Source organism: Actinoplanes subtropicus (assembly GCF_000721705.1).
GTDB lineage: Bacteria > Actinomycetota > Actinomycetes > Mycobacteriales > Micromonosporaceae > Actinoplanes > Actinoplanes subtropicus.
In genome coordinates, this window is the sequence record NZ_JOJL01000074.1 from 1 (window position 1) to 13,633 (window position 13,633).

The window sequence follows — 13,633 nt, forward strand, 5'->3', positions numbered from 1 at the left end:
CGCCCGAGTGGCTTGCTTGAGCCGTGTGCCGCGACGAGTTGCACGCACGGTTCTGAGGGGGCGGCGGCGCAGCAATGCGCCGTCGCTACCCGACTGCGTCATGTAAGTGCATCGTCGATGCGGTTCTCGTCCATCTCTCGGACCAGCTGCCACTGTGCTGCTACCGGGTCCTCCGTACCCGTCCGGTATACGTCACCGTCGTTCATGGCTGGAGATTAGCGGACTCGTGGCACGCGGTGTCGCCGTACGAGTTCCGGTGCCGTACGCCGACAAGCGGGTTCGGCACCTTCCCTGGTCGATGTCACCTCGACGATCGGCAGCGGGCGTTGTGGTGGCCGGGAGGTCCGGCGGGACGGCCAGGGCTTCCGGCAGCACAGGGCCCTGTACGCACTCACGCCGAACCTATGCCCGCTCGGGTCCGGGAGCGTGGCGGCGGCCGGATGACCGCCGCCACGCGGGCTGTCAGCCGATCGGGCGGATCAGCCGGGCGTTGATCGGCTCTATTGGGAGCAGGCGGTTGGTACTCGCGACGATCGCCCGCCCGCTGTCCGCCCGCAGGAGCAGTGAAGTCGCCGACCCCGGACCGCTGCCGGCGTGCCCGCACACGTCCTTGGCTGGGTTGACCAGCCAGCCCAGCCCCGGCGTACAGGCCGCCCTCGGCGACCGCGGCGTGTGCCCGCACCGCCTCGGCCGCCAGGTCGGCCTGGAGCAGGCCGGACCAGCCGCGAGCGAAGCGGATCAGGTCCTGCGCGGTCGTCCACAGGCCACCGGCGACCGGGATCCGGAAGATCGGGGCGGGGTCGGGAGCGAACTCGCCGGTCTCGGTCAGGCGGTATCCCTGGGTCACGCCGGCCGTGGGTGGATCGGCCGGGAATCCGGACCGGGTCATGCCGAGCGGATCGAGGACGAGACGGGCCGCCGCTTCGGGGTACGGCAGGCCGGTCAGGTCGGTGACGAGCCGGCCGAGCACGGCGTAGCCGCCTTTGCAATAGACGAACCGCCCCCGGTTTCCGGAGCACGGCACCACCGGGCCGTCGAACAGTTCGGGCGGCTCGGCCGGGCCGTCCGTGAACATGTCGGGTGGGCTGTCGACCCTGCCGGTGTGGGAGAGAAGTTCCCGTACGGTGATGGTCTCGTCGGTCAGCCGGGCGGTGCGCAGGAGTCGCCCGGCAGGGGCGTCCAGCCCAGCCCGGCCGTCGGCGACCAGCCGCAGCACGGCGGTCGAGGTGATCAGCTTGGTCACCGCGTACGCCGGGAAGCCGTGCTCGGGCCGCAGCTCCTCGCCTCGCTCGAGGTTCGCCCAGCCGCGCGCGACCGACCAGGCGGGCTCGCCGTCGCCGGCCCCGGCCACCACGAGGCCGACCAGGCCGTGTTTCGGTGAACGCCTCCTCGGCGACTCGGGCGGGGCGGGCCGGGACGTCGCCGGATCCTCGCGTGCCAGGGTCGGCGACCCGGGCATCGTTGACCGACCGCCTGACCGGGTAGAGACGCAGCCGGGTCAGCGGGTGCGGGGCCGCCGGGTCGACCGCCGCCTCCACCCGCAGGTGGGCGATCTGCGCGCGCAGGGTGGTGGGCCCAAGCTCTGAATCCGTAGTCTGTGCACCTTTGCCTGTGTAGATGTTGAGCGAATCATGCTGTGGAAACGCTAGATTAGCCTTCTGTACGTCTTATGTTCATCTGAAGTTAACTTTCTGCCTCAACGATCTCCGTCTATCACACCGACAGTAGTCCGATGTGGACTCGCCGTCGTGCGGCCGAAACGGGGGATCTTGTGACGTTAACGGGGGGCTTGCGTCAGCGTGCCGTTTTGTGGCCGGTGCTCGCGAGCGTGGCGCTGGCGAGCTTCGCGGTGGTCGTGGTGTCTGGTGTGGAGCCGGCGGCTGCGGCGTGTTCGGTGAAGTCGAGGCCGGATGTGGTGTCGGCGGCTTCGCTGGCGCGGGCGTGTAAGAAGTCGGTTTCGGTGTCGGAGGCGACGACGGCGACGGCCATGTTGGCGGCCAACGGCGATGGCTCGTTCACCGAGACTGAGTCGATCGTGCCGGAGCGGGTGCGTCGCGCTGACGGTAGTTGGGTCGCGGTGGACATGACGCTTCGGTCCAATGGTGATGGCACGGTGTCGCCGGTGGCCTCGCCGACCGCGGTGGTGCTGTCCGGTGGTGGGGCCGGTCCGCTGGCGAGGACGGCCAGTCAGGGTCAGGAGTTGGTGTGGACGTGGACCGGGATGACGTTGCCGAAGCCGTCGTTGTCGGGGCCGGTGGCCACGTACGCGTCGGTCCTGCCGGATGTTGATATGAAGGTGCGGGTCGACGAGTGGGGCTTCTCCGAGGTGCTGGTCGTTAAGAACGCTGACGCGGCCGCGAACCCGGCATTGACCGCGCTGCGGTACGCCTTGTCCGGCAGCGGGTTGAGCCCGGCTGCGGTGGTGTCGTCGGCATTCCAGATCGGGTCGGCGTACATGTGGGATTCGACGCCGCCGGCGAGCGCGCCGTCGGCGTCGATGCCGGCGGTGGATGTGCAGTCGGAGACGGTGTCGACGTTCGACGGTCCTGGTTCAGGGGCCCGGGTGGCGAAGATGACGACCGGGATGGACGGGTCGACGCTGGTGGTGACGCCGGTGCAGAGCCTGTTGACGGACCGGACGGCGACGTTCCCGATCTTCATCGATCCGAAGTCGTCGTCGCCGGTACGGACCGCGTGGACGATGATCAACAAGGGGCATACGGGGCAGGAGTATTGGGATTACGACCGCGCCAGTCACGCGAAGGTGGGCAACGCGGGTGACGGGACGAACATGTACCGGTCGTTGTTCCAGTTCTCCACCTCAGCGTGGAGGGGCAAGCACGTCACGGCGGTGACGTTCTCCGACAACCTGGTGCATTCGTGGTCGTGTTCGAACACGACCACGGAGCTGCATCTGTCGAGCCAGACGTTGAGTTCCTCGACGACGTGGACGACGAACGCGTCCTCGTGGGGATCGTCGCTGGACACCGCATCGAACCAGAACTGTGGTGATGCGTCCGGGGTGGTTACTGAGTGGAGTTCGAGTGCGTTGACCTCGGCGGTGGACGCGTCGACGGCCACGACGATCACGGTCGGGTTGCGGGCCGCGGATGAGACGATCTCGACGAACGGGTCGAACGGGTGGAAGAAGTTCGACGAGACGTCCGGGTCGGGTGGGGCGCATCTGTCGGTCACGTACAACACGGCGCCGACGTTCAAGAACCTGTACACCGATTCCGGCGGGTGCGGCACGAGTTCGAGTCCGACGCTGGTGTACACCGGGGGTAGCCCGGCGCACAATCCGGTGCCGAAGGTGACGGTGTCCGACGCGGAGAACGATGCGTCCACGGTCACGTTCACCTACCCGAACGGCGCCGGCGGCACGGCCTCCAAGAGCTATCCCAATGTGTCCAGCAATACGAGTGCGCAGCTGGTCGGTGGTATCCCGGCGGCGAATATTCCGTCGATTGGAACCTATTCGTGGACGGTGACGGCTTCCAACGGCGGCGACTCGTCGACGGCGACCTGCTATTTCAAGGTCGACAACACGCTGCCGGATCCGCCGTCGTTCGTCACCGCCGACGGCCTGTATCCCGACGATGACAATTACCACGGCAGCGCCGGCAAGACGGGCTTGTTCACCATCGCGGCGACGGGCACGCTGAAGTCGTCGGTGGTCAAGTACGTGTGGGGTCCGGCCACCGGTCCGCAGCGAACGGTGACGACCACGGCCGGTGCGCCGGTTACCGTCGCGTATACGCCGACGCAAGGCGCCAATGCGATGCAGGTGTACGCGTACACCTCGGCTGGCGCCCAGTCGGCGAGGGGCGGCCCGGTCCTGTACGTGAACGGCCCCAGCGCGCCGGCAGGGGACTGGTTGCTCGACGGTGACGGCACCGACACGGGCACCGGTGGTCACGCCGTGACAGCGTCGAACGTCACCTGGACGGCGAACGGACGGCAAATCGGCCAAAGTGTCGGCCATTTCAATGGCTCGTCGTCGTTCCTGCTCAGCACGAGCGTGCCGGTGCACACCAACACGTCGTTCTCGGTGTCGGCGTGGGTCCGGCCGACCGGCAGCACCTGTACGCACAGCGTGGCCGCGCAGGACGGGGTGCACGACAGTGGGTTCTACTTCGGCTGTTCCGCGGGCAACTTCGCCTTTGACGTGGTTTCGGCCGACAACACGGCTCCCACGTTCACCAGGGCGTTGTCCACGGCGGCCGCGCCGATCGGGGTGTGGTCCAACCTCGTCGGCGTCTATGACCTGGGTGCGGGCACGATCTCGCTGTACGTCAACGGGGTCCTGCAGAGCACCCAATCGCTGAGCGCCGATCTGTGGGATGCGGCCGGGCCGTTCACGATCGGCCGGGATCGCTACAACGACACCAACGGCTGGTGGACCGGCGACATTTCGGACGTCCACGTCTGGGACCGAGTGGTCTTCCCGGCCGACATCGCGGCACTGACGGCGTCCAGCTGGGCCGGGCAGTACCTATTGAGCAATGATCTGACCCGCGATGCCAAGGGCAGCAACACGCTGACCTGGACGGGGAGCCCGACGACCGGGGTCGACGACGTTAACCCGCCCGGCTCCGGCGGTGGGGCGCCTGCAGCCGTACTGAATGCGGCGAACCCGGACTACGCGACCGGGGTCCGCTCGTCGGTCCGCACCGATGGCTCGTTCACCGTCTCCGCCTGGGTGAACCCGGCGACGCTGGCCAGCCGGAACATGAACGCGGTGTCGCAGAACGGGACAGTGCAGTCGAACTTCGGCCTCGGGGTCAGTAGCAGCAACCGCTACGACTTCTTGATGCAAGCCGCAGACCAGACCAACGCGAACGCGGTCATGGTCCAGTCGACGGCCACCGCGGTCGCCGGGGCGTGGGTGAATCTGATCGGCACGTTCGATGCCACCACCAAAGTCATGACGCTGTATGTCAACGGTGTGTCGCAGGCCACCGTCACGTTCAGCGGGACGCCGTGGAACGCGGCGGGGCCGGTCATGATCGGTGCCGGACAGTGGAACGGTGGACTCGGGTTCCTCTGGGACGGCGGCATCGACAGTGTCGGACTGTTCAACGGCGTCTTGAACGCCACCGAGATCGCCAACCTGTACCAGTACAACGACCCGTACAACGTCAGCGGCTAACGCGACTGGCGGCCGGCCCGAACAGGCCGGCCGCCGTGCTTCTCGGCCCTCCTTCTGCTTCCGCCTTTCCCTTCCTGCCATGCCCGCCCGCGGCGACCCTGCCGCGATTGGAGGATGTCGTGACCGTGTCCCGTTCCCGCAGGTTCATCGGCCGTGGAGTGCTGGCGGTCGGGTTGTCGCTGGTCGTCGGTGTCGGCCTCTGGGGCGTGGCGCCCGCGTATGCCGGGAGCGCGCACCCGAAGAAGGTCACCGCGGCCAAGACCCCGAGCGTGCGCCCAGGTAAAGCGCGCAAGGCGGCGCGGCGGCCGAATGATCCGGCCGCTGCCGCCGCGCTGCGGAAGACACCGACCGTATCCTGGCCGGTCGCTTCCAGCGGGTCGGTGTCCATGGGCGCCGCGCTGGCAGGCACGGGCGGCACTGGAGTGCCGATCGCGGGCACCCCGATCACGCTCGGCGCACCGGTCGCTCCGGGCAGGAAGGTCGGCGCGCTGTCGCCGGCGGTCCGGGGGTCGACGCCCTCGTCCGTGCATGTCGAGGTGCTCGGCCATGACGCGGCCGTACGAGCCGGCCAGGCGCTGCTGGTGCGGGTCGGCCGCGCGGACGGCAAGACAACCGCGGGCAAGGTGAACGTCACGATCAACTACGGTGCGTTCCGCAACGCGTACGGCGCTGACTGGGTCAACCGGCTGCGTGTGGTGACCATGCCCGCGTGCGCGGGCTGCCCGCCGAGCCCGCTGCCGTCCCGCAACGACGTTGCGTCCACGTCGGTCACTGCCACGGTGGATCTTGCCGCCGCGTCGTCGGCCGGACAGCTCAGTGCCGCGGCGACCAGTTCGACGGTGACCACGCTGGCGTTGACCTCCGGGTCATCAAGCCCTGCGGGGGACTTCACCGCTACGCCCTTGAAGGCGTCGGATACCTGGTCGGGTGGCGACCAGTCGGGTGATTTCACCTGGTCGTACCCGATGCGGACGCCGCCGTCGAACTACGGGCCGCAGCCGAGCGTGGGTCTGAGCTACTCATCGCAGTCAGTCGATGGGGAGATGGCCGCCTCGAACAACCAGCCGAGCTGGATCGGTGAAGGGTTCTCCTACCAACCTGGATCGATCACCCGCAAATACAAGGCGTGCGCCGACGACATGGGTGGCACCGCCACCAACACCACCAAAACCGGGGACCTATGCTGGGGCTCCTACAACGCGACCTTGTCACTGCCCGGGCATTCCAGCGAGCTCATCCGCGACAACGCCGACGGGCATTACTCGCTCAAGGACGACGACGGGTCAAAGGTCGAACTGCTGACCGGTGCGACCAACGGTGACAACGACGGCGAGTACTGGCGGGTCACCACCGGCGACGGCACCAAGTACTACTTCGGGCTCAACCACCTGCCCGGCTGGGTGTCCGGTAACGCGACCACGAACTCGGCGTACACGGTGCCGGTGTTCGGCAACAACCCGGGCAGCAACGGGGGCAAGGACGAGCCCTGCTACAACGCTAGTTTCGCCTCCGCGTATTGCAACCAGGCCTGGCAATGGAACCTGGACTACGTCGTGGACACCTACGGCAACACGATGTCGTTCTGGTACACCCCAGAGACCAACAACTACGCGCGCAACCTCACGAAAACGACTGTCTCCTCCTATGTGCGCGGCGGCTACCTGACCCGGATCGACTACGGCACCGACCAGCACACCTCAGGCACCGACAGCGACCTGTCCACGAAGGCACCCTTCAAGGTCGACTTCACCGTCGCCGACCGGTGCGTGACCGCCGGCTCGACGTGTACCTCCAGCACCCCGTCGAACTGGCCCGACGTGCCCTGGGACCAGTCCTGCACCTCGACCACCTCATGCACCGACTACTCGCCCACGTTCTTCTCCCAGAAGCGCCTGGACACCGTGCAAACCTCGGTGTGGAACGCGACCAGCAACGGCTACGACCCGGTCGAGAGTTGGACGCTGCACCAAAGCTACCCCGACCCGGGTGACAGCACTCGCGCCGGGCTGTGGCTCTCCTCGATCTCGCACACCGGCCTCTACGGCACCAGCAGCACCGTCCCCAGCGTGAGCGTCCCGGACGTGAAGTTCACCGGCACCCAGCTGCAGAACCGGGTCGACACCTCCACCGACGGCACCCCGAAGATGAACTGGTGGCGGGTCGCGTCGATCACCACCGAGACCGGTGACCTGATCGGCGTCAACTACTCGCCGACGCAGTGCGCCGCCGGCTCCACCCCGGCACCCGACGCCAACACCAAACGCTGCTACCCGGCGTATTGGATCCGGCCCGGGGAGAGCAGCCCACGCATTGACTGGTTCCACAAGTACGTGGTCACCGCCGTCTCGGAGAACGATCTGACCGGCGGCGCACCTCGCGTCTACACCAGTTACTCCTATGGGACGCCGGCGTGGCATTACGACGAGGACGAAGGCATTGTGCCGGTCTCCCGCAAGACGTGGGCGCAGTGGCGCGGCTACGACACCGTCACCACCACCGTCGGTGATGCCGGCGACCCGCAGACCAGCACCAAGTCGTTGTACTTCCAGGGCATGAACGGCGACAAGACCTCCTCGGGTACCCGTAGCGTGCAGGTCACCGATTCGACGGGGGCGGCGGTCAACGACGACGACGCGTACGCCGGGATGCTGCGCGAGAAGATCGTCTCCAACGGGCCCGGCGGGGCCGAGGTGTCCGGCGAGATCGATGATCCGTGGAAGTCCGCGGCGACAGCTACCCGTACGACGAACGGCGTTACGGTCAACGCGTACCACACGGGCACCGCCGCCACCCACGGCCGGCAGGACCTGGACGGCGGCCGGGGCGTGCGCAAGACCGAGACCGACACGACCCTCGACAGCTACGGCATGCCGACCCAGGTCTGGGACAAGGGCGACCTCAGCACTACCGGTGACGACACCTGTGCGATCACCAGCTACAACCGCAACGCCACCGCGAACATCCTCGACACCGTCGGCCGGGTGCAGAATTACGCCAAGCCGTGCGGCACCAGCCCGGCCAGCGACGCCGATGTCATCTCCGACACCGAGAACAGCTTCGACGGGCAGGCCTACGGCACGGCGCCGACCAAGGGCGACATCACCACGACGCAAACCGCCAAGACTTGGACGACCAGCAGCATCGGCTGGCTGACCACCGCCATCACCGTGTACGACGCCTACGGGCGGGTCACCGACGCCACCGACGTGCGGGGCAACCACACCCTGACCGCCTACACGCCGGCCGGCCGCGGCCCCCTCACGGGGATCACGACCACGAAGAACCCGCTCGGCTGGACAACCACCAGCGAGATCGCCCCCGGCTACGGGCTGACCACCGGCACGGTCGATGCGAACAAGAAACGCACCGACACCATCTACGACCCTCTCGGGCGGACCAAAGCCATCTGGACACCCACCCGCAGCAAGGCCGCGAACGCCACCGCCAACGCGACCTTCGACTACGACATCAGCCAGAGCGCCCCGTCGGTGGTGACCACCAACGTCCTCAACGCGAGAGCCACCTACGTGCCCAGCTACGCCCTCTACGACGGTCTGTTACGGGCCCGGCAGACCCAGAAGCTGGCGATCGGCGGCGGCCGCACCATCACCGACACCTTCTACAACTCCCTCGGCGAAACGGTGAAGGCCAGCGGCCCGTACTACAACTCCGGCACCCCTGATAAACCGCTGTTCGCGGCGCCGATCGACCAGAACATCCCCAGCCAAACCGTGACCACCTACGACGGCGCCGGCCGGACCATCCGATCCGCGTTCGTCGTCAACGCCATCACCCAATGGCACACCACCACCGCCTACGGCGGCGACCACACCGACGTCACCCCCGCCGCCGACGCCGCCACCCCCGGCGCCGGCACCCCCACCTCCACCCGCACCGACGCCCTTGGGCACACGGTGGAACTGCGCCAATACCCGGGCACCTCGGTATCCGGCACCGCCTACAACGCCACCACCTACGCGTACAACGAGAAGGGCCAGAACACCAGCGTCACCGACAGCGCCGGCAACACCTGGACCTACACCTACGACCTGCTCGGCCGCGTCACCAACACCACCGACCCGGACAGCGGCGCCACCGCCACCACCTACAACGACTACGGCGACGTCACCAGCACCACCGACGCCCTGCACCAGACCGTGTCCTACGACTACACCATGCCCGCCGGCTACGCCGACCCGCTCGGCCGCAAAACCTCCGAATGGCTCGGAGCCGTCAACACCGGCACCAAACTGGCCAGCTGGTCCTACGACACCATCGCCAAGGGCTACCCGACAAGCTCCAGCCGCTGGGTCGGCGCCAACGAATACAAGACGGCGGTGGGCTTCTACAACAACCTGTACCAGCCCACCATCACCACCACGACCATCCCAACCTCCGAAGCGCTGGCCGGCACCTACCAGTTCTCCGCCACCTACAACCTCGACGGCAGCCTCAACAGCCAGGCCATCCCCGCGACCGGAGACCTCACCGCCGAAGACCTGAACTACGGCTACGACACGGCCACCGGACACCCGTACAGCCTGGCCACCGACTACGGCGGCAGCAGCAAACAGATCGTGCTGTCCACCCTGTACACCAGCTTCGGCGAGCCCGCCGTCACCACCCTCGCCGACAGCAGCACCAGCCCCTGGGCCCAGACATCACTGACCTACGAGAACGGCACACACCGACTCGCCGAGGCGAAAACCCTCAAATCCACCTCACCGGCCATCGTCGGCGACGTCCACTACAGCTACGACGCCGCCGGCAACACCATCAAAGCCGCCGACACCCCCTCCGGCGGCACCGCCGACACCCAGTGCTACACCTACGACGACCTGCAACGACTCTCCACCGCCTGGACCCCCGCCGACGGCAACTGCACCACCACCGCCTCCACCACGAACCTCGGCGGCGCGGCACCGTACTGGAAATCGTGGACCTTCGACGGCACCGGCATCGTCGCCTCCACCGGCAACCGCATCACCGAAACCACCCACGCCGCCACCGGCGACACCACCATCACCTCCGCCTACACCCAAACCGGACACCCGCACGGGGTCAGCGGCACCACTACCACCGTCGCCGGAGCCCAGACCGGCACCGCGGCCTACAGCTACGACGCCGACGGACACACCACCAGCCGACCCGGCGGCAACGGCCAGCAAACCCTCACCTGGGACGCCGAAAACCACCTCTCCACCCTGACCGACACCAGCGGCACCTACTCCTACATCTACAACCCCGACGGCAGCCGCCTGATCGCCCACGACCCCACCGGCAGCACCCTCTACCTCGGCAACGTCCAACTGCGCCTGACCACAACCAGCGGTGCCAAGACTGCACAGCGGTACTACACCTTCAACAGCCAGACCGTCGCCCAGCGCACCTCCGCCGGCCTGCAGTTCCTCACCGGCGACCCGCACGGCACCAGCACCACCGCGATCGACGACACTGCCACACAGAACGTCACCAAACGCTACCAAGACCCCTACGGCAACCCCGTCGGCACCAACAACACCTGGACCGGCACCAAATCCTTCGTCGGCGGCGACCAGGACCCCACCACCCTCATCCACGAAGGCGCCCGCGAATACGACCCAACCCTCGGCAGATTTACCAGCGTCGACCCCATCCTCAACAACGCCGACCCGCAACAGCTCAACGGCTACGCGTATGCCGACAACAACCCAGTCGCCAATGCAGACCCCTCAGGTCTGTGCCCTCGAGACCTATGCGACGGGTACGGCGGAACCCCGAAACAAAACCCGAACTACACACCCCCAAAGGGATCCGGTGGCGGCGGATGCCAATCCGACAACGCCTGCAACCCGGGCGGCGGAGGAACGAGTGGAAATGGCTCAAGCTCAGGAGGCAGCGGCCTGGTAGCCGTCAGTCGACATGTATACGTCCATGCCGATGATCCGGCTCTACCCGCCATGCGGAACGCGTACCAGGCGGCCTACAACGAATACGGAAAAGGGTGGTTCGGAACGGGGTTGTTCGCCTCGGGCGAGGGCGACCTGTGGCTGTACGCGTGCACCCTCTACGGTGGACACTGCCCGGCAGCGTTCGTCGATGCAATCAGAAACGTAAGTGTCCTTGGCAGCCAAAGCGGCTGGGACCAGGTAACCAAGAACGACGACGGGAAACGCAGCTCAATTATCGTCGGCTCCGGTACCCCTGCAGACGGTTCAGGTGGGAAGGGCTACCTGAGGAGCCTTCGTGACCCGGCATCGATGGAAGGCGTCACGGAGGATGAGGTCAGGGCCATGGCCCCCGACAGCTGGAAGGAAGGCCCAAGTCAGAAGGGCGACGGGGTGCGGTGGGTTAGCCCCAAAGAGGGAAGATATGGACAAATTCGCTACCTGCGAGGCGGAATGCCAGGAACAGATGAGCCCATTCATCAAGGCGGCGATTATCTCGACGTCCGTATGGGAGGTCTGACGTACCGCGTTGCCGCGGCAGGAAATTCCGTGCTCGACAATCCGGAAATTCCGAGCTTCCAGATCGATAGAGACGACCCAATCGGGCCCCTGTACCCCGGCGGCAAACCGGGCGAAGGAATCAAGGATATTCCTGAGGTGCCTTGATGGGGGAAAGCGAAAACACCCTGGCGCACCGATGAGCACGATGGTCAACCTCCCTTGGCACCGCTTGATGGACCATGGTGCCGAGTGGCATGATACGTCGGTGGAGATATGGCGTGGCATGACCCCGGAGGAGTACGCCGTAATGATTACGGCTGTTGACGAGGGTCGCTTGATCGATGTCATGGATTCGTGGCGGGCCCGGCAGCGCTGGGCAGAGACCGGGAGTACCGCCACTCCGTCAGATCTGACTGATTCTGCCAAGAGAAATTTGGTCGAACGATTCCGTGACGTCGTACTCGGGCTAATTGACCGTGGCTGGCTGGAGATAAGAGAGCCAGAGGACGCGCCGGAACCGCTTAAAGGTGCGCGGCTGCAAGAGGCGTTGTCCGATCCAGCAAGTTGGATATTCAGTTACGACTATGACCACCGCATGGTGTGGCCCACAACCACGGATGCATGGGATCGGCTTGTCAATGTGCATTGACCGCGAGCGCACCTCTACAGTTCCTGGCCTCGATCCGTCATCTATGAAGGAGCGGGGCCGGTCAAGTCCTTCGTGGCTGGAGTTTTTGGGGGTTTTGGCTGGCTGCTACGCCAGTGATGGCCGTGCGGGGGTAAGGCTGCGGATCCAGAGATCAACCCGTGGCCGGTGATGCTGTGTGGTGTGGGCGCCGAGGGCGCTGGTTGTGTGGTGGCCGTGTTCACCGTGTTCCGGGTCTCGTGCCGGAAGGCAGGCCGTGGGCTCGGCTGCCGGTCATCCATCCGTCCGCCGGGTGGGGGCATGGTGATCTACGGCCGTGACCGGGTGGGATCAATCAGAGGGGCGACTGCGCCATCCGCGGATGGGGGTCAGACGGATCGACGATCTCGCATCCGGTCACGTGGAGCCTGCTCACGCCGCGGCCCGGGCCGGGGCGAGGGCACGGATGTGCCCGTCGCGTAGGCCGTAGTAGACCAGGGTGAGCAGCTTGCGGGCCACCGCGACGGTGGCGATGTTGCGGCCTCGGCGTTCGGCGATCCGGGCGCGGGAGGAGACCAGCCAGCCGGCCGAGGCGGGGACCTTCTGCGCGGCCTCGATGGCGGCCCAGCGGACCGGGCCGCTGCCCTGTTTGGTGATCGGCCCGCGGTGCACCTTGGTGTCGGACTTCCGGTGTTTCGGGGTGAGACCGGCCCACGAGACCAGGTGCGCGGCGTCGGTGAAGCGGCTGGGCTCGCCGATCTCGGCGACGAACACGGCTGCCAGGACCGGGCCGACACCGGGGATCCGCTGGATCTCCAGGTAGCTGTGGTCGTGGCAGAGCCGGGCTTACGGATCAGAAGGTTAGGGGTTCGAGTCCCTTCGGGCGCGCAAGATCACCATGGGTCTGAGCTGCGGAAACGCGGTTCAGGTCCTTCGTGTTGTCCGGCCCTTGTGGACGGTGGGTGCGACGTGTGTGCCGCCGCCGCAACGCCGATTTCGCGGGTTGACCGCGTCGTGACCTGCGGCTTCACGGCCGGCTTCCGCTTCGCCGAGCCCGGAGCACCTGTTTTCGGTTTCGCCGGGGCGGGAGCCGCTGTTTTCGGGCCGCGGTCGGGGCGGTTCTTGCGGGCTTTGGTCTTGATCTTCTTGCGGGTGCGGCGGGCCGCGTTCAGCACGAGTTGGGCGGTGGCGTCGGCGCAGCGGCGTTGGATCTGGGGCAGGACGCTGGTGTAGGTGTCGGCGGTGACCACGATGCTGGAGTGCCCGAGCAGGTCCTGCAGGGTTTTGAGGTCGGTGCCGGCCTCGTGGGCGAGGGACGCGGCGCCGTGGCGCAGGTCATGCAGCCGGACCGGGGGCAGCCCGGCCCTGCGGCTGAGGAGCCGGAAGCGGGTGGTGGCGTAGTTCGGGTTGATCGGCAGCCCGTCGGAT

9 protein-coding genes are annotated in these 13,633 nt (G+C 66.9%); 3 read left to right on the top strand and 6 right to left on the bottom strand.

All coding sequences use genetic code 11. From position 1 onward, the window contains the following. Positions 1-391: 391 nt before the first annotated feature. The 4 genes from IH26_RS0151215 to IH26_RS61785 all read right to left on the bottom strand — a co-directional run bounded on the left by IH26_RS0151215 (position 392) and on the right by IH26_RS61785 (position 3,360). The gene (locus IH26_RS0151215) at positions 392-1,459 is read right to left on the bottom strand and encodes a serine hydrolase domain-containing protein (protein WP_084599858.1); all 1,068 of its coding nucleotides are present in this window, start codon (positions 1,457-1,459) and stop codon (positions 392-394) included. Positions 1,460-1,794: 335 nt separating this feature from the next. After that, positions 1,795-2,085: a hypothetical protein gene (locus tag IH26_RS60915; protein WP_157437864.1), complete on the bottom strand. Its 291-nt coding sequence runs from the start codon at positions 2,083-2,085 to the stop codon at positions 1,795-1,797. 108 nt (positions 2,086-2,193) lie between these two features. Continuing rightward, positions 2,194-2,712, bottom strand: a complete 519-nt coding sequence (locus IH26_RS61780) for a hypothetical protein (protein WP_169789948.1) — start codon at positions 2,710-2,712, stop codon at positions 2,194-2,196. Positions 2,713-2,754: 42 nt separating this feature from the next. Then, positions 2,755-3,360 (bottom strand): hypothetical protein, encoded by a 606-nt coding sequence (locus tag IH26_RS61785; protein ID WP_169789949.1) that lies wholly within the window; start codon positions 3,358-3,360, stop codon positions 2,755-2,757. Between IH26_RS61785 and IH26_RS61790 the strand changes: the two genes are divergently transcribed. The 3 genes from IH26_RS61790 to IH26_RS60920 all read left to right on the top strand — a co-directional run bounded on the left by IH26_RS61790 (position 3,320) and on the right by IH26_RS60920 (position 12,229). Next, complete coding sequence (locus tag IH26_RS61790) at positions 3,320-5,152, top strand: LamG domain-containing protein (protein ID WP_030443604.1); 1,833 nt, start codon at positions 3,320-3,322, stop codon at positions 5,150-5,152. The genes IH26_RS61785 and IH26_RS61790 overlap by 41 nt on opposite strands. Before the next feature lie 119 nt (positions 5,153-5,271). Continuing rightward, the gene (locus IH26_RS0151240) at positions 5,272-11,745 is read left to right on the top strand and encodes an RHS repeat-associated core domain-containing protein (RefSeq protein ID WP_157437866.1); all 6,474 of its coding nucleotides are present in this window, start codon (positions 5,272-5,274) and stop codon (positions 11,743-11,745) included. A 31-nt stretch (positions 11,746-11,776) separates the two neighbouring features. Beyond that, positions 11,777-12,229, top strand: coding sequence for a hypothetical protein (locus tag IH26_RS60920; RefSeq protein ID WP_157437867.1), 453 nt, complete (start codon positions 11,777-11,779; stop codon positions 12,227-12,229). Positions 12,230-12,637: 408 nt separating this feature from the next. Here the strand turns inward: IH26_RS60920 and IH26_RS0151245 are convergent, their stop codons facing one another. Next, positions 12,638-13,024 (bottom strand): transposase, encoded by a 387-nt coding sequence (locus tag IH26_RS0151245; protein WP_342668379.1) that lies wholly within the window; start codon positions 13,022-13,024, stop codon positions 12,638-12,640. Positions 13,025-13,098: 74 nt separating this feature from the next. After that, the coding region (locus tag IH26_RS0151250; RefSeq protein ID WP_030443607.1) for a tyrosine-type recombinase/integrase at positions 13,099-13,633 on the bottom strand (535 nt) is incomplete at its 5' end.